The sequence below is a fragment of the Bacteroidota bacterium genome (genome assembly GCA_018692315.1).
Classification (GTDB): domain Bacteria; phylum Bacteroidota; class Bacteroidia; order Bacteroidales; family JABHKC01; genus JABHKC01.
Genome location: JABHKC010000044.1, coordinates 24,640 through 46,465, shown reverse-complemented (window position 1 = coordinate 46,465; position 21,826 = coordinate 24,640). Strand labels below are relative to the sequence as shown.

Genomic DNA, 21,826 nt, shown 5'->3' with positions numbered 1-21,826 from the left:
GAAGGATTTTTTGATATAACATATACATTTACAGATACAAACGGATGTACAAGTTTTGAAACACAATCTGTTACAGTCTTTCCATTACCGGTGGTAGGTTTTACCGGTCTTGCTTTAGAATATTGCATCGATGAACCTACAGTTCAATTGACCGGTTCGCCCATTGGTGGAACATTTAGCGGAAGTGGAATCAATGGAAACTATTTTGATCCGTCTGCCGGAGAAGGATTTTTTGATATAACATATACATTTACAGATACAAACGGATGTACAAGTTTTGAAACACAATCTGTTACAGTCTTTCCATTACCGGTGGTAGGTTTTACCGGTCTTGCTTTAGAATATTGCATCAATGAACCTACAGTACAATTGACCGGTTCACCTCTTGGTGGAATATTCAGTGGAAGCGGAATTTCGGGAAATACTTTTGAACCTTCTGCCGGAGATGGATTCTTTGATATTACCTATACATACACAGATACCAATGGCTGCATAAATTCCGAAACACAATCAGTAACGGTATTTCCATTGCCGCTTGTAAGTTTTACCGGACTTGCTGCGGAATATTGCATTGATGAACCTACAGTTCAATTGACCGGTTTGCCCGTTGGTGGAACTTTTAGCGGAAGTGGAATCAATGGAAACGACTTTGAACCATCTGGCTTAGATGGATTTTTTGATATAACATATACATTTACAGATACAAATAGCTGTACAAATTCCGAAACACAATCTGTTACTGTCTTTCCTTTGCCGGTTATATATTTAGGTATGGATACAACTTTATACATCACGGAGACATTAATCTTGGAAGCTGATTCAGGTTTTGTAAGCTATTTGTGGAATAATGGAACAACAACACAATCTTTAGTGTTTGACGCATCAATTTATGGAGTAGGTACTCATACAATTTCAGTTCTGGTTGAAAATCAAAATCAATGTTTTAATTCGGATACAATTAATATAACTGTAATAGATTCATTTTCTTCGCAGGACATTAACCTAATGAATAGTTGGAGCTTAATATCAACTTTTATTGTTCCAACAAGCCCGAATGTATCCGATGTATTTTCAGTAATATTATCTGAATTAATAATTGTAAAAGACGAAGCCGGGGCAGTATATTGGCCCTTGTTTAGCATAAATGCGATAGGAGATATGATAATTGGTGAAGCATATATGGTAAAGGTTGAAAATCAAATTGTTTTAACAATTTATGGTACAATAGTTAATCCTCAAAATCACCCAATATATTTGCATGCTGCATGGAATCTTGTGGGCTATTTACGGCAGTCTTCTGCCTCAATTGAAAATCTACTGCTTGAGATTGAAAATAATATAATAATTGTAAAAAATGGTTTAGGTGATGTATATTGGCCAATATTTGGAATAAATGCTATTGGAGATATGCAACCGGGTAGTGGTTATAATATTAAGATGTCAAACGCCGATACCTTAGTTTATCCTGCAAATACAATAAATCTCGCAAAATCTAAAGCATTAATTCCTCAAACACAGCATTTCAATAGAATTCTAAACACAGGCTCAAATATGACTCTTGGAATTCCTGCAACAGCATGGGAAACAGAACCTCCAATTGGTTCAGAAATAGGTATTTTTAGTGAAAGTGGAAAACTTGTTGGTTCATCAGTTTTCACAGCTAAAAACCTTGCAATTTCAATTTGGGGTGATGATGAATATTCGCAGGAAATTGATGGAATGATAGGCGAGGAGAGTTATATAATCCAAATTTGGAATGGAAATTCTGTGGATGTGGTAAAAGTTGAGTCCTGGCTTGAAGGTGATGAATTTTATGAAACAAATAAAATAGCTGTTGCTGAAAAAATATTGAATATCGAACAAGGAATATCAAATTTTGAACTTTTTCAAAACAATCCAAATCCATTTTCTCAAACAACTGAAATAGGTTTTTACATTCCCGAAAAGGCTTTTGTAGAAATAGAGTTATTTAATCTGATTGGTGAAAAAATCAAAACTATTCATTCGCAAAACCTTAGTTCAGGAAACCATACGATTGTTTTTGAAAGGAAACATTTACCATCGGGAGTTTATTTTTATAGATTAAATTCTGAAGGTTTTTCTGATACAAAAATGATGAGTGTAGAATGATTCTATAGCAACTAAAATTCATCAAAGTTTTAAACTTTGATGAACTTGATTATTTTATTTTCAAGCCTGACAATCCTGATAGCTATTCGGATTGTCAGGCTTTTTTGTTTTGTTACAGAGCGTATCAAACATTTCTATTTTTTTCTTGAAGTTCCATTAGAAAATATATCAAAATTATTTTCACTGTTAAAATACTGATAAACAGGAGATAATAAAATTATAGTAAAAAAAATAAAAAAAAGCAACATAAAAATTTGGAATATAAATATGTTTATTTCTATATTTGCATAGTATATGATTTGTGAAGTATATAAAATGTTGATTGAAAGAGTGTAAATGAGTTTTGTTTGAAATAGATATTTTAATAACTAATTAATTTATATAAAAATGTACACAATTGAACTTGAAAAAATCACCAAAACTTTTGGTAAGCACAAGGCAGTTGACAATCTGTCTTTGAAAGTTCCAAAAGGGAGCATTTATGGTTTTATTGGCCCAAATGGTTCAGGTAAAACTACCACTATTCGTATGATAATGAATATTTTATATCCTGATAGTGGAAGCATCAAACTTTTTGGAAACGAATATTTGGGTAGCAAACTTGATAATATAGGCTATTTGCCCGAAGAACGTGGACTATATAAAAAAATGAAAGTCAAAGATGTTCTGCAATTTCATGCAGATTTGAAAAATACCGATAATATTAAAAAAGAGATTGATTATTGGTTGGAAAAGTTTGACCTTTCGCAATGGGCAAACAAAAAGGTTGAAACTCTGAGTAAAGGGATGAGTCAAAAAATTCAGTTTATTGCTACTATAATTGACAAACCTGAAATAATTATCCTTGACGAACCTTTTAGTGGCCTGGATCCGGTAAATTCTGAAATTTTAAGAACCACAATTTTGGATATTCAATCAAGAGGTGCAACAGTTATTTTTAGTACTCACGACATGAATGTTGCAGAAAAAATGTGCGATTATATTTTTATGATTTATAAAGGAAAAAAAGTATTAGATGGTACTTTAACTTCAATTCAAGACCAATTTGGAACCGATACCATACGAATTCACACAGATAATGGATCATCAATTTTGAAAGAAATTCCCGGAATTGAAAAGATTACGGATTTTGGACAAATGCAAGAAATCCGTGTTTCAAAAGAAACTGATACTCAGGAGATGATTAGAACAATTCTGTCGAAAACTAAAGTATCAAAGTTCGAAACAACAAAACCATCATTAAACGATATATTTATAAGGATTGCAAGTCCGGACGAAAAGGAGGTAAAAAATGCGTAAAATATTTATACTAACAAAACGTGAGTTTTTAACAGCAGTACGAACAAAAAGCTTCTTGATAGGATTAATAATAGCACCGATTTTTATGGGTGGTAGTTTTGCTGTTATCAAATTGTTTGAAGACAAAGTTGATATTGTAGATAAAAATATTGTGGTCATCGATCATTCAGGCATAATGGCCGAATCACTCGAACAAATTTCTGAAGAAAGAAATAAGAATATTTACGATGAGACCACAAAAGAAAAAATACGGCCTGCATACAATATTGAGATTGTTGAACCTGAAAAAGACAATCTTGAACAACAAAAACTTGATCTCTCAGAACGGGTTAGTAAAAAGAAATTACATGCTTTTGTTGAAATCGGCCCTGAAATTTTACATCCGGGAGACGACAGAGAGAAATACCGAATGTATTATTATTCGGAAAATTCCATGATGGACGATATTCGCAGTTGGATTTCAAGAATCATAAACAATCAGCTAAGACAACTTAGGGTTGTCGATTTAAATATTCCTGCTGAACAATCGAAAGACCTTTTTTACTGGATAGAAATGGAAGGTATGGGACTTTTTAGTATAAATGAAGAAACCGGCAGCGTGAAAGATGCCAAAAAAAGCAATATCGGTGAAGCTGTTGCTGTACCATATATTTTAATGATGATTATGTTTATGATGGTAATGATGTTTACCATACCATTGCTGAGTGCAGTTATGGAAGAAAAAACCGAAAGGATTGCAGAAGTAATTCTTGGGTCGGTAACTCCATTTCAGTTTATGATGAGCAAAATTCTTGGAAGCATTTTAGTATCGATAATTGGCTCAAGTGTTTATATAATTGGTGGAGCAATTGCAGCCACACAAATGGGATTTTCAGAATCAATTCCATATGATTTACTACCCTGGTTTTTCACTTTCCTTCTACTAAATATTATTATGGTGGGCTCGTTAATGGCTGCGCTTGGTTCTGCTTGCGACAATTCGAAAGATGCACAGTCGTTGCAGTTTCCAGCAATGTTACCGGTTTTGCTTCCCATGTTTGTTATGTTTCCAATGTTGAAAGCTCCCTTAGGCGCATTTTCAACAGCTATGTCATTGATTCCTCCATTTACACCAATGTTGATGACTGTTAGAATGGCAACACCCGTGAATATTCCTGTTTGGCAACCAATAGTCGGACTTTTTGGGGTAATTCTATTTACCGCACTAATTGTATGGATAAGCGGAAGGATTTTTAGAACCTGCATTCTGATGCAAGGAACTCCGCCAAAATTTATGAATCTTGTAAAATGGGCTGTTAAAGGATAAAAGAATGTATAATAAGATATCATTTACAAACCTAAAGAAGATATTTTTAATAATTAATTAAACATATTATAATGTATTATAGAAGAAATTTAAAAGCAAACAATTCAATAGCTGGTTTAATGCCGGCTATAGTGTCATTAGGACTTTTTATAATAGCAAATATTTTTTGGGGGTTTCATGTTGGGTTTAAGGTACTTGCGCTTATAATTTTAATTTATGCACTGTTTCAATTCCGAGCATATCACAGAGTAAGAAGTCTAACGTATTTGATTAGCTCAATATACCTTTTGACATTTGCTCTATTTCTTTTCTTTGCTCCAATTTCTGATGTAGGGCTTGACAAAATAAATTTCACACCATTTAATAAATTTCTTGCATTTTGCATGTTTGCTTTATTAATATGGCTCGTTTATTTGTCTATAACTCGAAAAGTAAAATGGAAAGGCAGGGAAGTTTATGAGCTGGCTGCTATGGCAGTAAAAGAAACTTCCAATGGGTTTACAGAACGACCATACCCGACCGGAAAGTTAAATTATTCTAAACACGATTTGTTAGAATTTGCTTCATTTTTACGTAGCAATCAAATTGCTTTGCCATTCTATGAAGAAAATGAAATTGCATTTGTACCTATTAAAATGGGACAGGAATTCAGATTTTTATATACAAACGATTATAACTATAAAGATAAATCATGGATATTGTTTGATTACATGGGCAATGTTACAGTCCATATTTCAAAGAAAGATTATTTAGAATATAAAGAAAATCTATCTTTCGATCAACTTTGTGAATCAATGGGGAATCTATTCAAAGATTTTTTTGAATTATTCTTGAAAGGCGAGGAGCTTAGGATAATTGATAGACTTGATTCATTAAAAATCAACATTTTTAGCTAAAAACAAATACTATGAACTTTATAAGAAAATTGAAACCACCGGAATGGAATATTGAGCATAAACTTGGAATACTTTGTTTCCCAATATTACTTATTACATTTTTAATTGGTGGTGTAAAATTAATGTTTGGATTTATTGCCTTATTGGAATTTCTTGTTTTGCTAATTCAAATAAATATGTATTTCAGGACAAAAAATACCGGTTTTTTATGGATGGCATTGGCATTTTTATTAATAACAATTTTTGCCGGAGAAATTTCAATCATAGGAATTAATAGTCCAAAAGAAGACTATTTGCCATTCATTATTGCTGTTATTATAGCTTGTGTAATAATAATTTATGTTGTTTTCAGTAAAATAACTAAGTGGAGAACAAGAGAAATTCTTGAGTTGGCAGCTATGCCTGTAAACGATACGCAAAATGGATTTTCTGAACGTCCTTTATCTTTAGGGAAAATTGAACCTAATGACTTTCATATCAAAACTTTTGCAGAATTTATGCAGAAAAACCTAATCGCTTTGCCTTATTTTGAAGAAGAAAAAGTTGTTTTTTCTTTATGTAGTTCATATGTTAAACAAATTGGGCTTGAAAGAGGTTTTGATGACGAATCATGGGTTTCATTTGACAAATCAGGAAATGTTGCAGTTTTAATTACCAAAAACGATTATTTGAAATACAAGGATGTTTTCTCCTTCGATCAATTGTGCGCATCATTAGGCCAATTGTTTATAGAATTTTTCGAATTGCACAAAAACGGAAATGCTGTTAGAATAATTGATAAATTTAATTCACTTAAGTTAAATCCTTTCATTGAATAAAAACTCAAAACAAATATACTTAGGCATAAAACAAATAGAAATAGAAAAATAAAAGTAGAGAAAATAAGAACAGAATGAATTTTAAAGAAGCAGCAATATTAGGATCATTCATATCGAAGGAACATGCGGAACCACTATTTAAATTATTGGTTAATTATCGCAATATCTCATCTTCTGAAGCAGCCTCACGATTAAATCTCCATATTCGTACTGTTCAGGATTTTATGGAAGCCATGACAATTGTTGGGATTTTAGAGAAAGAGGAAGTTTACGAAAAAAAGCGTCCATATTTTAGATATTCTCTAAAGAGACGAAAAATAACAATGGAAATCGATCTTGATACACTATTCGAAAAAAATCAATTATTAAATGGCTTTGAGAAAAAAATTCGAGAAAAGAAAAATGCCGGTGCCAGATTTTCATTAGCCCGCAATAGTCAATATTTTAGCAGCGTAGCAATTTGGATTGGAACCGGACGACAACCTAAAGAGCGAAAAATCAGTTTGACAATTGCTCAGGGAAATTTTCTTTATAATTTACCTTTTCCCAGTGCAGAAACCCAAAGTATTTATGACATAATTAAAAAAGCCGAAATAGATAAAGAACACGCTTCTGAAATTCTTGATATCGTTGAATTACTGGTAGAATATGAAGTTATTGAAATGGAAATGAATTAAGCTATAAATTGTTTCATTTATTCTTACAATTAATCTCAAGAGGAGTTCTAAAAATAGTAAAATTCAAGGCGTAAAAAATTTTAATAGCGGAGTTTACTTTTGTAAATGAGCATCTTAAAATTTTGAAATAACCTAGTGTCATGTCAAGCATAAAGTTTCGGTTAAGTTGCAATTATTTTTCTGTTTTACGAAATAAAAAAAAGTAAGCATAGCCGAAGCTAAGTGAGTCATTTTTTTATAAAGCAAAACTGGAGAAGAACAAAACTTGGGCTGAAAGATTATGCTTGACATGACACTAGGAGTTTGCATTTTTAGAAGTTCCCTCGAATCAGAATCGAACTATCTCCATAGCTCAAAAATCTATAATCATTTTCTAATGCATTTGAATAAACTTTTTTCCAGTCATTTCCAATAAAAGCTGCAATCAACAGCAACAAAGTGCTTTTTGGCATATGGAAATTTGTGATTAAGCTATTGACAATTCGAAATTTGTAGCCGGGCACAATTATTATTTGAGTTTTGCATTCAATAGTTTCAACACCATTGGTTTCCATATATTTAACTACGGTTTGCAGCGATTCATTTGTTTCTATATTTTGAGGCAAATTATACGACTCCCATTGGGAAATCTCAAAACTACACTCTTTGAAGACATTTGTATCCATAATTTTCACACCAAGCCAATAGATAGTTTCAAGCGTACGTAGCGATGTAGTGCCAACAGCCACAATTTTCCCAAGTTTCGAAATCAAGGAGTTTATTAATTTCTTTGAAACAAAAATAGTTTCGGTATGCATTTCATGTTCACCAATTGTTTTGGCTTTCACAGGACGAAAAGTCCCGGCGCCAACATGTAAAGTCAACTCTTCAATTTTTATCTGTTTCTTGCTAATTCCCAGAAATACTGGTTCAGTAAAATGCAAACCGGCAGTTGGAGCCGCAACAGAGCCTTCCGGTTTTGAATATATAGTTTGATAGTTTTTTTTATCATTCTCCACAGCATTCCTGTTCAGATAGGGTGGGATAGGAGTCTCACCCAAAGTTTCAAGAATTTCTGCAAACGAAATTTTCTCATTCTTCCAGCTAAATTCGACAATTTGATATTCAGTTTGCCTTTTCAATAATTTTGCTGAAAGTTTAATATCTTCATTTTCAATTGAAAAAGTCTTCAAAAGAATTTCATTTTTCCATTTTCGCAAATTTCCAACCGTACATTTCCATTCGCATTTTTTGGTTTGATTCAAACAAAATTCATAATCACTTGGTTTATAAGGCTCTAAACAAAATATCTCAATTTTTGCTCCGGTTTCCTTCCGAAAATTCAATCGAGCCTGAATAACTTTTGTATTATTAAGAACAATTAAACTATCTTTTTCTATAAATTTTGTAATGTTGAAAAATCGGTCGTGATAGATATTTTCATTTTTATAAACTAACAATTTCGACTGGTCTCTTTTGGCTAATGGAAATTTTGCAATTCGTTCTGATGGAAGCGAATAGTAGTAATCCTCTGTTGAAATATTTTTATAATTGTAGATATCTGTTTTCATGTTTGCAAAAAACTTATTAGAATTGATTAAAAAACTTCAAGTATTTTAACTTCCTTATTATTAATATGAAAACTATCGCCTTTAGTTTTATTTTTCAATTGCTTGAAAATGGGACTATTTACAGAAATAGCGAAATATTGATCATTATCTATACCAATTTTTCCCAATCCAATGGATACAAACAGTTTTTGCATTGAAGTAATAATTACCGATCCAAAGGCAATTTTAGTGCTTTTTTGAGACTTTTCAATTTTCTGAATAACACTTTTTTCAAAAATTGCTTTCTGAAGCTGTTGGGCATGCAAATCCCGTTTTCGCAACAATTGCATCCTGTACGAATCGTACCTGTCTTTTGGTTGTCCATATTCATTTGCCATCTTTTGTGTATCTTCTACAGCAAGTTTTGCATTTTCTACAGTAGTATCCACAATTTTTAGACACTCTTTTATTAGTAATTCTCTGATTTCTTGATTGTTCATAAAATTTTACTATTCAGTAAAAAAACTGCAAAAGTAAAAGAAATTAAAATATTATCTGCAAATTTCACAATTCAAGATCCTCGCATCTTCACAACTTTTCATCTCAAAATTTTTCAAATCATTCTTTTTGGCACACAAATTGAAATCAAGGCTTTCATATTTTTTATTTTAAATTTTAAAAACCATGAAAAAGTCAAATTATCAACCCAGCACGAAATTCAAAAAATATTTACTATTTGGATTTCTATTACTAATTTTCACGTCAATGAGTTTAAGCTCGTGCGAAAGAGGCAGAGATGGCCGCCCAGGAGAAGCTTATATTTCTTTAGACTGGGAATACGATCAGCCATCATACATTGATGCAGGAACTTATGCAATCCCCGAGGTTTTTGTTTGGGGAAGAAACTACCATGCTCAATCTGGATACTATGATTTATATTACGAAGGTTCATTTTGGGATGGTTTTGCTTTAAATCTTTATGCCTGGGAAGTTGGTTACGAAATTTGGAGAAATCCCGGACAAGAAGGAGCCCCAGGATATATAGATGGAAAGGATGGTCCTGATAGCTACTTATCTATATATTGCAGTCCTTACGGTCCTTATTTTGACAGATTTAATAAAAGCTCAGATGCTACAAGCAAATATAAATTGATAGAAGCAACTGAATCAGAAATAGTTGTTCAGCAAAACGAAGAGTCATTTTCTATGAAAATTACATACAAAAAAGTTGAACCACGAGAAAAAGAATAAAAGCAATAATCAATTAGTTAACCCAAAACAAAAAATCCTGATAGAAAAATATCAGGATTTTTTGTTGAAAATAGAATTCATTTCATATGAAATTATTAAATTCAATAATTCTTGAAATATTAAAATGGATAAACAAGTATTATTTGCAATCCATCCTGTTTATAGATTTTATTCTTCACTTTGAGATTTTTTCACAAAGCTAATTGTATCAATAAGTCCCTCTTCAAAGTTCTCAAAATCTTCTTTATACAGAAATATTTTGTGTTTTTCGAAATGGAAATTTCCTTCGTGGTCAAACTTTTTCTTGCTTTCAGTCAGAGTTAAATAATATTCGCCTGAACGAGTTGCTTTCACATCAAAAAAATATGTGCGTTTTCCGGCTCTTACTACTTTTGAATAAATCTCGGTACGATCATTTCTTTCTTTTCCTTCTCTTTTATCAAATACTTCGTCCATATCAATTTTTATTTATTATTCACTTGTCAAAAATATTAAAATAATTATTTTCTATAAAAAATATTTATAAATATCATCAATTTTATATTGTTCTGTAAATCAGGCTCTTAGTAGTTTTAACTATTTTTAGCTTTTAAATTTGAGTATCAAAAATTGTCCAAAACAATTGCTATTCCTCGTAAATTGTATAATTAATTAAAAGTTAAAGCTTTTGAGCAGTATCTTTTATTCAGAATATAATAATTGATATTTCAAACTCTAATATTTCCTTTAAATACAAATTTGGCTTCACCTGAAAGCCAAATATTATTAAATTCATTGTTGGGATTTTTCTTAAACTCAACTTTTAAAAGACCGCCTAATGTATTAATTTCCAATTTATTAGAATCAACATTCATTTTTATCTGAACACAAATTGCTGAAGCAACTGCTCCTGTACCACACGATAAGGTTTCGTTTTCTACTCCTCTTTCATAGGTTCTTACAAAAATTGTATCCTTTATTATCTCAACAAAATTTACATTTGTTCCTTCATCATTAAATCTACTATTATATCTAATCTCTCTTGCCACATTCAAAACATTTATAGATTTTATATTGTCTCTGAATGCTACATAATGCGGAGAACCAGTATCTAAATAATAAAAATTATCCCCAATTTCAATGTTCTTTACATCTATCATTTTCAAATTCACAAAACCATTGTCCATAATAAATGCTGTATGAATTCCATCAATTGCCCCAAATTCTGCTTCTTTTGAAATTATTTTCAAATCTTTTGCAAATTGCACAATACATCTCCCGCCATTTCCACACATCGACGATTCATGACCATCAGAATTGTAATATTCCATAAAAAAATCGTAATCTTTATCATTTCTTAACAGTATCAGACCATCTGCGCCAATTCCAAAATTTCTATCACAAAGTCTTTTTATTTGGTTCGAATTCAGTGAATAAGAATTCTTTCTATTATCAACGAGTATAAAATCGTTGCCGGTACCATGATATTTATAAAATTTTATATCCATAATTTTAAAATTAATATACAAAAATATTAATAATACTTGATGCAATATATTTTTTAATAAATGATTTTGAAAATCAATATCAAATTCTTTATTTTAAAGATTTTCATGAAAAATATAAACATTTGAAAATTACTTTTTTAGGAACAGGAACATCACAAGGCGTACCCGTAATTGCGTGTAAATGTAAAGTTTGTCAGTCGAACTCTATGAATGACAAACGTTTGCGTACTTCAATTATGATAGAAGAGGATGGTCAGACGATTGTAATTGATTCCGGACCGGATTTCAGACAGCAAATGCTAAGAGAAAATGTTCAGGATATCGATGCAATAATTTTTACCCACGAACACAAAGATCATATTGCTGGTTTAGACGATATTCGTGCGTTCAATTTTTTCAACAATAAAATCATTGACATTTATGCTGAAGAAAGGGTTCATAATGCACTAAAAAAAGAATTTTCATACGTTTTTGAAGAAGATAAATATCCAGGAGTTCCTGAGATTTGTGTTCACGAAATCTCGAACCAAAAGTTTAAAGTTGGCAGTTTGGAGTTTCTTCCTATCAGGTTACAGCATTATTTTCTGCCTATTTTTGGCTATAGAATTAAGGATTTTACATATATTACCGATGCAAATTATATCTCCAATACAGAAATTGAAAAAATAAAAGGCTCAAAAGTAGTTGTTCTTAATGCTTTGCGTAGAAAAAAGCACATTTCACATTTTACTTTAGATGAAGCTCTTGAACTTTTCAACATCTTAAAACCTGAAAAAGCTTACATTACCCATTTAAGTCATCAGATGGGTTTGCACAAAAATATTGAAAATGAGCTCCCTACAAATATTTTTCCCGCCTACGATGGTTTAATTGTAGAACTGTAATTCATCTGTATTTAAATGGGAAGTGCTTGCAATTGAGCACTTTACATTAACTTTTTCAAAATTTATCAATTAACTTTATACTTTATAAATTTTATCTACATTTACACACAAAATTTTAACAATTATTAATGTAGTAAAATGAAAATTGAAGATTTCCAAAAGGCTATATTACAGGGAATTCCAGATGAATTACCTAATCAAAAATCCTATGAAACGAACATAAATCATGCTCCAAAACGTAAGGATATTTTATTGCATAAAGAAAAAAAGCTGGCAATAAAAAATGCTTTAAGATATTTCGATAAAAAATTTCATTCTGAATTAGCGGTTGAATTTGCTGATGAATTGAAAAAATATGGCAGAATTTATATGTATAGATTTCGTCCCGATTATAAAATCACTGCCAGATCAATAAATGATTTTCCGCACAAATCTAAGCAAGCAGCAGCCATTATGCTGATGATTAGCAATAATTTAGATTACGCTGTTGCTCAACATCCTCACGAATTGATTACCTACGGTGGAAATGGTGCTGTTTTTCAGAATTGGGCTCAATACTTGCTCACGATGAAATATTTAGCAGAAATGACAGAAGAGCAAACTCTCGTACTATTCTCTGGTCATCCTCAAGGATTGTTTCCATCGCATAAAAATGCCCCAAGAGTTGTTGTTACAAACGGAATGGTAATTCCAAATTATTCGAAACAAGACGATTGGGAGCGATTTAATGCACTTGGAGTTTCGCAATACGGGCAAATGACAGCAGGTTCATTTATGTATATTGGTCCACAGGGAATTGTTCATGGAACTACAATTACAGTATTAAATGCCGGAAGGAAGATTTTGCGTGAAGGAGAAACAGATTTGGGAGGTAAGATTTTTGTAACATCGGGCCTTGGCGGAATGTCCGGAGCCCAGCCAAAAGCTACTGTAATTTCCGGAGCAATATGCTTAGTTGCAGAAATTAATCCAAAAGTAGTCCATCTTAGACATTCACAAAAGTGGGTAGATGAAGTTTATCAAGACCTTGACCAACTTATATCAAGAACAAAAATTGCAAAACAAAATAAAGAAGCTGTTTCCCTTGCCTATCAAGGAAATATAGTCGATTTATGGGACAAATTATCAGAGGCGAATATAAGTATTGAGCTTGGTTCTGATCAGACTTCGCTCCATAATCCATGGGCTGGAGGGTACTATCCTGCAGGACTATCTTTTGAAGAATCAAATGAAATGATGGCAAATAATCCTGAATTATTTAAAGTAAAGGTTCAAGAGTCTCTGCGTAGTCATGTTGAAGCAATAAATAAACTGACTGGCAAAGGAATGTATTTTTGGGATTATGGAAATGCTTTTTTGCTGGAAGCTGGAAGGGCTGGTGCTGATGTATTTGGCGAATCTGAGGAGTTTAAATATCCCTCATATGTTCAGGATATTATGGGACCATTATTTTTCGATTATGGATTTGGACCTTTTAGGTGGGTTTGTACTTCGTCGGATCCGGAAGATTTGAAAAAAACGGATGAGATTGCTTCTAAGATTCTTGAAGAAATAGCTGAGACAGCTCCGAAAGAAATTGTTGGGCAGCTTAAAGATAATATTCTTTGGATAAAAGAAGCCGGAAAAAATCAGTTGGTTGTGGGTTCGCAAGCTCGTATTTTATATGCCGATTGCGAAGGCAGAACAAAAATTGCTTTAGCCTTTAATGAAGCCATTAAAAATGGGACAATATCTGCACCAATAGTTCTTGGACGCGATCATCACGATGTTTCAGGGACTGATTCGCCTTATCGTGAAACTTCAAACATTTACGATGGTTCGCAGTTTACAGCAGATATGGCAATTCAAAATGTTATTGGCGATTCGTTTAGAGGTGCCACATGGGTTTCTATCCACAATGGAGGTGGAGTAGGTTGGGGCGAAGTGATAAATGGAGGATTTGGATTTTTTCTTGATGGTTCAGAAAATGCACAAACAAACATTGAATCAATGCTTCATTGGGATGTAAACAATGGAATTGCCCGAAGAAGCTGGGCAAGAAATAAAGAAGCCATTTTTGCGATAAAACGCGCAATGGAATTTAATCCATTACTTAAAGTAACTTTACCTAATATTGTTGATGACAGTATTTTGCAATAACTATTTTCTCGTGTTGAAATAATTTTTTAGTTTATTTTCCATATATTAAGATACATGAAAAGTCGAAAAAAAAAGTCTATAAAGAAAAAGCAGATGAAAATTGGAATTTCAAAGCTTAGCATTATTCCAATCAGGAAGGAACCATCTGAAAAAAGTGAAATGATTAGTCAGTTGCTTTTTGGAGAAACTTATCATGTATTGGGAACCAGAGATAATTGGTTACAGATAAAAACATATTTCGATGATTATATTGGCTGGATAGATGCAAAAATGCACTCAGATATATCTACATATTCGTTCAATTATATGCAAAATAAGAATTTGAGCATAATATCAAACTCAATGATTCCTATTATTGATAATAAAGAAAAAATTGAGCACACAATCGTTGCAGGTAGCAGCATTCCAAATTTCAATGGGAAAAGGTCTTTTCGGTTTGATGGCAGAAAATTTAAGTTTCGAAAAAGTCCTTTGTTTCAAAACGGCAAAAATATTCGTAGTTCTCTTATTGAAACATCGAAACTTTACCTAAATGCACCTTATTTGTGGGGTGGGAGAACTCCATTTGGGATTGATTGTTCAGGATTTGTACAGCTTGTTGCAAAAATCAACAATATTTTTCTGCCGAGAGATGCCAGCCAGCAAATTGTACATGGCTCAGTTATAGACTTCATTAACGAAGCTAATACCGGCGATTTGGTTTTTTTCGACAACGAAGCCGGAGAAATTATTCATGTTGGGATTTTGCTCAATTCAAAGCAAATTATTCATGCTTCAGGCAAGGTAAGAATTGATAATATCGACCATCATGGGATTTACAATGTTGATACAAAACGATATACCCATCAATTACGAGTCATTAAAAATATTGTTGAATAAAATTTTTATGGCATTAAGTCTGAAATATTTATGGTAACATATAATAATGTAAATTTCTTAGACCTCCAACTTTAGGGGACTTCTTAAAATAGCAAATTTCAAGGCGTAAGAAATTTCAAAACCGCAGTTTACTATTGTAAATGAGGATTTTGAAATTTTGAAAAAACGAAGAAATTTGCATTTTTAGAAGTTCCCTTTACTAATTTTGGAAGTTCCATAAACCATTTATCTCATTTTGATTGACTTATTTTTTATATAGTTCATAGACATTCAAATCCAAATTAATTTCTTCATCATATTTATCGGGGATTAATGAGTTCGATTTTTTTTCTTTCAAGAAATAATCATATTCTTTGTAAGGACTAATGCTAATATTGAAATATCTGACTAAATAACCCTGAAGTTTAAAATCGTATTGATCGTACATTTCTGGTGGTACAGTAATTGTTGAAAATTTTGGAACAATTGTACCAATTTTATACACATCTGTTACAACTTCGTTGCTTCTACTAATTTTTCCTATCTGCAAAGTAATAAATATTACTACTGATATAAAAAGTAAAATGCTGAATGCTTTAAACACTTTAAATCTAATATTCAGAATATCAATATTTTGAAGATATGCATTGATAGCAGGTGTAATTAAGATGGCGAATCCGATTGCAAAAAACGGGAATGCAGGAACCATATACCAGCCTTTTTGTATCATAGTTAGCATTAATGGCAATGTGCCTGAAAGCCCAATAGCTACAAATAAAAGAAAATTCTTATAGTTTTCTGAAACATACGATTTTAGTTTTGTCCTTTTTGCAAAAAATAAACTAATAGCACAAAAGACTAATATAGGTATCATTTCAGTGAATAATCTCCATGCAGTTTCTAACCTATAATCAGCTGTGGGCATAGTATTTACCCTTTTCAAAAACCTATCGACAAAATAAATTGTCAAACTTTGCCTACTATCAGGATTTATCAAAAATATGAGGTAAATAACAAGTGGCACTGAGATTAAAATCAGACTTAGATAAATACTTTTTTTGAAACTAATTTTTCGTGTTATTAGCCAATACAAAAATGGAAAAACAATAGGGAAAAAGCCTGCGATACCTTTACTAAAGGAAGCTAAAAAAATGAAGAAACCGGATAACAACCAAGGTATTATTCTATTTTTTTGAATGTGTATTTGTTTGTAACTTATCAGAATAGAAATTAATGCAAAAATACTGACAGTATTTTCCAGCATATTATTCCGGTAAGACCAGAAACATACTGGAATAATAATCCAAAATAATACAGGAAGCCAGGCAAGTGCATTGTATTCGGGCTTGTTTTTAAATATTATTCTCCAAAGTTTGCTAATAAAAACTATGTGAAGAAGAATAATCAAAAAAGTATAAAATCGTTCGATATACATACTATCGCCTAACAATCTGTAAAAAACTGATTGTATCCCAAAAACTAATGGTAGTTGTTCGTGAAAAGAAGGGATATTATCAATATTTAATGTACTGTACTGTGGAAACCAAAAAGTTCCAATACCAATACCCATATTATGAGAAACACAGCTAAACGCCATTGCATCTTGAAACATAACATCTTGAATTAAAACTGTAAGAGTAAGTCCAAATACAGCTGAAAGAGTAATTAGCCAAAACGGAAATGCTAATTTTTGTTTTGTATGTGTCATTAATGAATCTTTTGGAATTAGATTTGATTTTATTTCTTAATAGATTTTCCAAAACACGTTCTGCACAAAGGTTCATATTCACTTTTTTCGCCCAGAACAATCAACTTTTCCGAATCGCTGAGTCGATGCGAATATTGAGCGAGGTCGCCGCACCTCATGCAAATTGCATGAACTTTTGTAATATATTCGGCAACAGCAAAAAGTTCTGGAATCGGGCCAAAAGGTTTTCCCTGAAAATCCATATCTAAGCCTGCAACAATTACACGTATTCCTCGATTTGCTATATTATTACAAACGTCCACAAGAGCTTTATCGAAAAATTGGGCTTCGTCTATTCCAACCACGTCTATATTGTTGGCAAGCATCAGAATATTACCAGATGAGTTTACCGGTGTTGATAAAATTGCATTCGAGTCATGCGATACAACTTCATCATTAGAATATCTTGTATCTATTTCAGGTTTAAATATTTCAACACGTTGTTTTGCAAATTTTGCTCGCTTCAATCTACGGATTAATTCCTCTGTTTTACCGGAAAACATTGAACCTGCAATTACTTCAATCCAGCCTTTATGTTGTATGTTTTTATTATTGCTTTCAAGAAACATTATTATTTATTCTCAATTTCGTTTATTTTTCAAAATCATTAAATTATTTTTACAAAATTAAAAATTATGATTTGATTTGCATATAAATGATTTATTTAAAAAAATAAAACGCAATGAGTAACAATTCAGAGGTAAAAAAAATTATCGAAAAAAGCCACAATATCAATCTGTTAATTCAAAATTTTACTAATTATTCCGAAATTCCAATTCTTGATATTGAGCTTTCGCTCGAAAAAATCAGGGAATTGTATGAAGAACTTTTGATGTTTAAGTTATTGAATAATAATAAATCTTCTGTACCAACATTTCCGGAGGAGGCAAACAGAAGTATTGATACTGATAAAAAAACAGAAAAACATGACGATTTGAACATCAAAAAGGAGATTGTTTCTGAAACTGTAGTAGTGGAAAAAACAAAACCAAAAATCGAAATAGATGATCAAAAAAAGCATGAAACCGCAATTGAAGATTCTAAGATAGAGAAACAAATCACTAAATCTGTTGAAAAAGTAGAAAAACCGACAGAAAATATAATTGCAATAGAACCAAAGCTAATTGAATTTAAAGAAACAGATTCTGACCAAAAATATGCAACAGAGAAAACTGTGGAACCAGACAAAACAGATGAAATGCAAAAGATTTCTGATAATAAAGAATCTATTATCGAAAAAGCAAAAGATACCAAAATAGAAGATTCAGTAGCGAAAGAAAAACCAAGCTCTGATCAAAAAAACATTCAAAAAAAGGAAGCAAAAACTCCGAAACGGATCTCTGAAAAATCAAAAAAAACCTATAAATATGAGAAAAATCAACCTTCTTTGTTTGAGAGCCAAAAAACAGATGAGCAAGAGTTACTGAAATCTGAAAAGAATATTGAAAAAAGTGAAAAACAAATTATTGGTGAGCAGCTAAACAAAGATATTATTTCTGTGAACGAAAGGCTTTCGCAAAAGCAAACAAACAAAGATGTTTCAACTTTATTGAAGTCGAAACCTATCGACAATATAAAAAATGCAATTGGATTAAACGATAAAATCTGGTTGATTAATGGACTGTTTAATGGCGATGTAGATGAATATAATAATACTATTAACCTAATAAATACGGCTGAAAATCAAGAAAAAGCACTCGATATATTGAATACAAGTAAGGCCAATACAGAAAACGAAAAAGCTATGAAGAAGCTCTCGGAATTTATAAATAGGCGATTTTTATAAATGTCTTCTTATTGAAATTCGAATGATCAATCAGCTGAGGTTTCCTAAAATATAACTCAAGTATATGAAAAAACATATTTTTCCAATAATTCTAATTTTATTTTCATTATCCGCTTTTAATCAAGACATTGAATATGCTCGACAAATAATTTCGGAGCTTTGTTCTGAGAATTTCAGAGGAAGAGGATATGAAAAAAATGGAGATAAAAAAGCAGCAAAATTTATTAGAAATGAACTTATTTCTAATAAATTGCAGAAATTTGACGATGATTATTTTCAGGAATTTAGTTTTTCAATCAATACTTTTCCGTCTGCCATATCAGTAAAAATTGATAAAAATGAGCTTGTTCCGGGAGTTGATTATTTAGTAGGCTCACAATCAAATTCTTGCAAAGGGAAATTCCCAATTGCATGGATTAATAAAAAAGTAGTAAATCACAGAGATGCCTTATTTAATATGCTTTCAAACGACTTGTCGAACTATTTTTTGGCGATAGATACAGTTGGAATTCATAGAAAAGATGTTTTGGAACTTATTGAAATAATATTGGATTCAAATGTAGTGAATGCAAAGGGAATAATTGAAATTGCAGATAAAAAGTTAGTATATAGAAAATCTCAAACAGAAAAAAAATTCCCACTTATTCAAATAAAACGAGGAAAAATAGGACACGAAAATAAATTCATTTCTGTTAATATCAAAAACAAGTATATAGAAAATTACACTTCCAGAAATGTAATTGCTTATGTAAAAGGCAAAACCGATAGTTTTATAGTTTTTTCTTCTCATTACGATCATCTTGGGATGATGGGGAAAAGTGCATATTTTCCAGGAGCAAATGACAATGCAAGCGGTGTTGCTATGAATTTGGATCTCGCTAAATACTATTCAGGCTTGCCGGAAAATCCACATTATTCATATGCATTTATGTTTTTTTCGGGAGAAGAGGAAGGGATATTAGGCTCGAAATATTATGTAAATTCACCATTTTTCGATTTATCGCAAATAAAAATACTAATTAATTTAGATATGGTGGGCGATGCCTCAAAAGGAATTAAAATTGTGAATGGTAAAGTTTTCGAAAACGAATATCAGAAGTTTGTTGAAATAAATGAGCAAAACAATTATTTGAAAAAAGTTTCTTCAAGAGGTGCTGCGGCAAATAGCGACCATTATTATTTCTATGATGCGGGTGTAAAAAGTTTTTTTATTTACTCAATTGGTGAATATAAAGAATATCATAATATTAATGACAAATCGGAAGATCTTCCTTTATCAGGATATGAAGATTTATTTCGTCTTTTGAGAGACTATACATTAGATTTTAAGGTAAACTAAAATGTGCAAACTTTATATAATTCCGACACCTATTGGGAATCTTGAAGATATTACTTTTAGAGCAGTTAGAATTCTAAAAGAAGTAGATTTAATTTTGGCTGAAGACACCAGAACTTCACAAAAACTACTGAAACATTATGGCATTGAAAAAAAGCTACAATCTTACCATAAATTTAATGAACACAAGGCAATTTCGAGAATAGTAGATCAATTTAAAATTAATAAAAACATAGCTCTTATTTCTGATGCAGGCACACCATCTATTTCAGATCCGGGTTTTTTATTGGTTCGCGAATGTCTTAAAAACAACATTGAAATTGAGTGCCTGCCAGGAGCAACTGCCTTAGTTCCTGCATTGGTAAATTCTGGATTTGCCAGCGATAGGTTTTGTTTTGAAGGATTTTTGCCACAAAAAAAAGGTAGGACAAAGAGAATAGAACAACTTGTTGAAGAAAGCAGAACAATGATTTTTTACGAATCGCCATACAGATTGTTGAAAACTTTAAATCAGTTTGCTCAGTTTTTTGGTGAGGATAGAAGAGTTTCGGTTTCTCGCGAATTGACAAAAATTTATGAAGAAAACAAGCGTGGAACAATTATAGAAGTGATAGATTATTTTTCAGAAAAAAAAATAAAAGGCGAAATTGTTATTGTTGTTGAAGGGGAAAAATAATATTTTTCAATTGTGAATTTTGATTCATATTTTGAAAATATGCTACTCGTAGCTTGGGAATTTTATATTGTAGTTATCAAGCTGCCCAAAAATGGCTGAAATACCGAAAATTGGAGTTTGACGATATTTTATATTATCAAAAAATAATAGTAGCTCTTTCTGAAATTTATAGAATAATAAGAGAAATTGATAAAATTGAGATTGAGTAAAGATAAAATATGTACTTTTGTTGGTTAAAAAATAATGTTTATGGATTTTATTTCAATATCAGGTTGGTTGTTTGGCTTAATATCATTTATTTTTGGCATTATTCAGTTGATACAGAAGAATAAATATAAAAAACAGCTAAATTTTATTAACAAGCAAGAGCAGAAAATTGGAAAAAAAAGTACAGGTTATCAAACTGGAAATAATAGTACAATTAATATTAATAAATGAAAAGTCAAAAACAAAATATTGAAAAAGGAGGAACAGGTTATCAACTTGGTGATAGTAGTACTGTCAATAATTATTTTGCTTTTGATGAAGTAAAAGATTTTGGTATTATTGAAGATATCTTTAAATATATATATGATAATGTGTTAGAAATAGGGGAAGTATATGAAGTAAATAAAGATAAACTAACAGATTTAAAAATAAAAATTCCTCTAAATTTTAAAGGTGTTGATCGTAAAAATATAGAAAACTATTTTAGTAATTTATGGAGACGTAAAGATTTAATTCAACAGTTTATTTCAAACGAAAATCAAGAAAAAGTAATTGCACTAAAAATTGAAATTCAAAAAAAAATTACAGAGAAATAAGAAACACAAAAGATAATCAGACAATTATAGATGATTATACAATTATTGAAAAAATGTCTGAAAAATATATTCCAAAGCAAAATATTAACAATCCTGATTATCTGGCAAATTCTATCGCTTTAATTTTATATTTCTTTGAATTTTGTGACTTTGGCAAAAAAACAATGGATGAAAATAAAAATAAGCAACAGAAATTATTTTAAT

At 31.2% G+C, this 21,826-nt stretch carries 22 protein-coding genes; 16 read left to right on the top strand and 6 right to left on the bottom strand.

The features are described from left to right. The 6 genes from HN894_03755 to HN894_03730 all read left to right on the top strand — a co-directional run. The coding region (locus tag HN894_03755; GenBank protein MBT7142429.1) for a T9SS type A sorting domain-containing protein at nt 1–2,130 on the top strand (2,130 nt) is incomplete at its 5' end. A 387-nt stretch (nt 2,131–2,517) separates the two neighbouring features. Then, a complete protein-coding gene (locus HN894_03750) occupies nt 2,518–3,429 on the top strand; it encodes an ATP-binding cassette domain-containing protein (GenBank protein MBT7142428.1) in 912 nt (303 codons plus the stop codon). Continuing rightward, nucleotides 3,422–4,735, top strand: coding sequence for an ABC transporter permease (locus HN894_03745; GenBank protein ID MBT7142427.1), 1,314 nt, complete (start codon nt 3,422–3,424; stop codon nt 4,733–4,735). The genes HN894_03750 and HN894_03745 overlap by 8 nt, the downstream gene beginning before the upstream one ends. Before the next feature lie 71 nt (nt 4,736–4,806). Then, nucleotides 4,807–5,631 (top strand): hypothetical protein, encoded by an 825-nt coding sequence (locus tag HN894_03740; protein MBT7142426.1) that lies wholly within the window; start codon nt 4,807–4,809, stop codon nt 5,629–5,631. 11 nt (nt 5,632–5,642) lie between these two features. Then, nucleotides 5,643–6,449 carry a hypothetical protein gene (locus tag HN894_03735; protein MBT7142425.1) on the top strand — a complete coding sequence of 269 codons (807 nt, stop codon included), beginning with the start codon at nt 5,643–5,645 and terminating at the stop codon, nt 6,447–6,449. A gap of 74 nt (nt 6,450–6,523) precedes the next feature. Further along, nucleotides 6,524–7,126 carry a hypothetical protein gene (locus tag HN894_03730; protein ID MBT7142424.1) on the top strand — a complete coding sequence of 201 codons (603 nt, stop codon included), beginning with the start codon at nt 6,524–6,526 and terminating at the stop codon, nt 7,124–7,126. 311 nt (nt 7,127–7,437) lie between these two features. Here the strand turns inward: HN894_03730 and HN894_03725 are convergent, their stop codons facing one another. Both HN894_03725 and HN894_03720 read right to left on the bottom strand, forming a co-directional pair. Beyond that, a complete protein-coding gene (locus HN894_03725; GenBank protein MBT7142423.1) occupies nt 7,438–8,676 on the bottom strand; it encodes an S-adenosylmethionine:tRNA ribosyltransferase-isomerase in 1,239 nt (412 codons plus the stop codon). Nucleotides 8,677–8,702: 26 nt separating this feature from the next. Next, a complete protein-coding gene (locus HN894_03720; protein MBT7142422.1) occupies nt 8,703–9,155 on the bottom strand; it encodes a hypothetical protein in 453 nt (150 codons plus the stop codon). Nucleotides 9,156–9,420: 265 nt separating this feature from the next. On the opposite strand from HN894_03720, the gene HN894_03715 reads away from it, so the two are divergent. Next, nucleotides 9,421–9,906, top strand: a complete 486-nt coding sequence (locus tag HN894_03715; GenBank protein ID MBT7142421.1) for a hypothetical protein — start codon at nt 9,421–9,423, stop codon at nt 9,904–9,906. A 168-nt stretch (nt 9,907–10,074) separates the two neighbouring features. Here the strand turns inward: HN894_03715 and HN894_03710 are convergent, their stop codons facing one another. Both HN894_03710 and HN894_03705 read right to left on the bottom strand, forming a co-directional pair. Next, the gene (locus tag HN894_03710) at nt 10,075–10,362 is read right to left on the bottom strand and encodes a DUF3276 family protein (GenBank protein ID MBT7142420.1); all 288 of its coding nucleotides are present in this window, start codon (nt 10,360–10,362) and stop codon (nt 10,075–10,077) included. A gap of 251 nt (nt 10,363–10,613) precedes the next feature. After that, nucleotides 10,614–11,393, bottom strand: a complete 780-nt coding sequence (locus HN894_03705) for a diaminopimelate epimerase (protein ID MBT7142419.1) — start codon at nt 11,391–11,393, stop codon at nt 10,614–10,616. Between the two features lie 122 nt (nt 11,394–11,515). On the opposite strand from HN894_03705, the gene HN894_03700 reads away from it, so the two are divergent. The 3 genes from HN894_03700 (at nt 11,516) to HN894_03690 (ending at nt 15,295) form a co-directional block, all read left to right on the top strand. Then, on the top strand, nt 11,516–12,277 hold the full coding sequence (locus HN894_03700) for an MBL fold metallo-hydrolase (protein ID MBT7142418.1): 762 nt from the start codon (nt 11,516–11,518) through the stop codon (nt 12,275–12,277). 138 nt (nt 12,278–12,415) lie between these two features. Continuing rightward, on the top strand, nt 12,416–14,416 hold the full coding sequence (locus HN894_03695; protein MBT7142417.1) for a urocanate hydratase: 2,001 nt from the start codon (nt 12,416–12,418) through the stop codon (nt 14,414–14,416). A 93-nt stretch (nt 14,417–14,509) separates the two neighbouring features. After that, nucleotides 14,510–15,295, top strand: coding sequence for a C40 family peptidase (locus HN894_03690; protein ID MBT7142416.1), 786 nt, complete (start codon nt 14,510–14,512; stop codon nt 15,293–15,295). Nucleotides 15,296–15,539: 244 nt separating this feature from the next. Here HN894_03690 and HN894_03685 read toward each other — a convergent pair whose 3' ends face one another. Further along, entirely contained in the window at nt 15,540–16,982 is a 1,443-nt protein-coding gene (locus tag HN894_03685) for a hypothetical protein (GenBank protein MBT7142415.1), read from the bottom strand. A gap of 29 nt (nt 16,983–17,011) precedes the next feature. Beyond that, entirely contained in the window at nt 17,012–17,590 is a 579-nt protein-coding gene (locus HN894_03680; protein MBT7142414.1) for a thymidine kinase, read from the bottom strand. Nucleotides 17,591–17,703: 113 nt separating this feature from the next. Between HN894_03680 and HN894_03675 the strand changes: the two genes are divergently transcribed. The 6 genes from HN894_03675 to HN894_03650 all read left to right on the top strand — a co-directional run bounded on the left by HN894_03675 (nt 17,704) and on the right by HN894_03650 (nt 21,825). Beyond that, nucleotides 17,704–18,807 (top strand): hypothetical protein, encoded by a 1,104-nt coding sequence (locus HN894_03675; protein ID MBT7142413.1) that lies wholly within the window; start codon nt 17,704–17,706, stop codon nt 18,805–18,807. A 64-nt stretch (nt 18,808–18,871) separates the two neighbouring features. Next, nucleotides 18,872–20,146 (top strand): DUF4910 domain-containing protein, encoded by a 1,275-nt coding sequence (locus HN894_03670; protein MBT7142412.1) that lies wholly within the window; start codon nt 18,872–18,874, stop codon nt 20,144–20,146. A 1-nt stretch (nt 20,147) separates the two neighbouring features. Further along, nucleotides 20,148–20,819, top strand: a complete 672-nt coding sequence (gene rsmI, locus HN894_03665; protein MBT7142411.1) for a 16S rRNA (cytidine(1402)-2'-O)-methyltransferase — start codon at nt 20,148–20,150, stop codon at nt 20,817–20,819. A gap of 249 nt (nt 20,820–21,068) precedes the next feature. Then, nucleotides 21,069–21,257: a hypothetical protein gene (locus HN894_03660; GenBank protein MBT7142410.1), complete on the top strand. Its 189-nt coding sequence runs from the start codon at nt 21,069–21,071 to the stop codon at nt 21,255–21,257. Beyond that, nucleotides 21,254–21,622, top strand: coding sequence for a hypothetical protein (locus tag HN894_03655; protein MBT7142409.1), 369 nt, complete (start codon nt 21,254–21,256; stop codon nt 21,620–21,622). The genes HN894_03660 and HN894_03655 overlap by 4 nt, the downstream gene beginning before the upstream one ends. 53 nt (nt 21,623–21,675) lie before the next feature. Then, nucleotides 21,676–21,825, top strand: a complete 150-nt coding sequence (locus HN894_03650) for a hypothetical protein (protein MBT7142408.1) — start codon at nt 21,676–21,678, stop codon at nt 21,823–21,825. The last annotated feature ends 1 nt before the right edge of the window (nt 21,826 follow it).